Here is a 1,703-nt window from a genome sequence, read left to right as displayed (position 1 = left end):
GCCAAGGACCGGCCCGGCCGTCGGGCGCCTTTAGTAGCGGTAGGCGTCGGACTTGTAGGGTCCTTCCACCGGTACGCCGAGGTACTCGGCCTGTTCCGGGCTCAGGGCGGTCAGCTCCACGCCCAGGGCGTCCAGGTGCAGGCGCGCCACCTTCTCATCCAGTGCCTTGGGCAGCACATAGACCTGTTTGTCGTAGTGCCCGGTACCGGCCTTGGTGAACAACTCGATTTGGGCCATGACCTGGTTGGTGAATGAATTGGACATCACGAAGGAGGGGTGGCCGGTGGCGTTGCCCAGGTTCAGCAGCCGGCCTTCGGAGAGCACGATGATCGAGCGTTCCTGCCCGGTGCCGGGCTCCAGCACCCATTCGTGCACCTGCGGCTTGATTTCGATCTTCTGCACGCCGGGCACGGCGGCCAGCTCGGCCATCTGGATCTCGTTGTCGAAGTGCCCGACGTTGCCCACGATGGCCTTGTCCTTCATCGCCAGCATGTGCTCGACCCGGATGATGTCCTTGCCGCCGGTGGTGGTGATGAAGATGTCCCCCTGGCCGACCACGGATTCCAGGCGGGCGACCTGGTAACCGTCCATGGCGGCCTGCAGGGCGCAGATGGGGTCGATTTCGGTGATGATCACCCGCGCACCCTGCCCGCGCAGCGCCTCCGCGGCCCCCTTGCCCACATCCCCGTAGCCGCACACGACGGCGACCTTCCCGCCGATCAGCACATCGGTGGCGCGCATGATTCCGTCGGGCAGCGAATGGCGGATCCCGTACTTGTTGTCGAACTTGGATTTGGTGACCGCATCGTTCACGTTGATCGCCGGGAAGAGCAGTTCGCCGCGTTCGGCCAGCTGGTGCAGGCGCAGCACGCCGGTGGTGGTTTCCTCCGAGACGCCCTGGATCTGCCCGGCGATGCGGGTGAACTTCTGTGCGTCGCGGGCCAGGGATTCGCGCAGCACCGAGAGGATGATCCCGTGCTCGTGGTTTTCCGCCGCGTCCGGGCCGGGCACCGCGCCGGCCGCCTCGTACTGCACGCCCAGGTGCAGCAGCAGGGTCGCGTCCCCGCCGTCATCCAGGATCATGTTCGCCCCCAGGCTCGGATCCTGTTCGGCCCCGGCCAGGTGAGGATCTTCTCGGCGGTCCACCAGTAGTCCTCAAGGGATTCGTTCTTCCAGGCGAATACCGGCACCCCGGCCGGCTGTTCGGCCGTGCCGGTGCCGACCACCACCGCGGCGGCGGCCTCATCCTGGGTGGAGAAGATGTTGCAGCTGGCCCAGCGCACCTCGGCGCCCAGGGCCACCAGGGTTTCAATCAGCACCGCGGTCTGCACGGTCATGTGCAGGGAGCCGGCAATGCGTGCCCCGGCCAGCGGCTTGGCGTCACCGAACTCGGCGCGCAGGGACATCAGGCCGGGCATTTCCTGTTCGGCCAACCGGATCTGGTGGCGGCCTTCCTCATGGCGGGTAATGTCGGCGATCTTGTAGTCAATACTCATGGGCTCCCAGTCTTTCGCGACGTCGGTGGCTGGGCGCTGCCGGGGTACCGGCCTGGCGCAGCACTTAGTGCTTGATGCTAGTCACATTCGCCGGTGCGGGGGCAATCAGGTGACGTTTTATCGCGGCTTCTTTCAGCACCACCGGCACTGGCCCCGGTGGGAGGCGGCGCAGGGCATTGCGCGCTAGGCCGCCGGCGGCGGGGACGG

The 1,703-nt window shown here is 66.7% G+C and carries 1 pseudogene; it reads right to left on the bottom strand.

The features are described 5' to 3' along the window. Positions 1-30 precede the first annotated feature (30 nt). Positions 31-1,496, bottom strand: a pseudogene (ahcY, locus tag JCM19049_RS13360) (adenosylhomocysteinase). Positions 1,497-1,703 lie beyond the last annotated feature (207 nt).

The organism is Arthrobacter sp. JCM 19049, from assembly GCF_001310435.1.
Note: the sequence above shows the minus strand (reverse complement) of the source record. Positions and strands in the feature narration are given on the sequence as shown.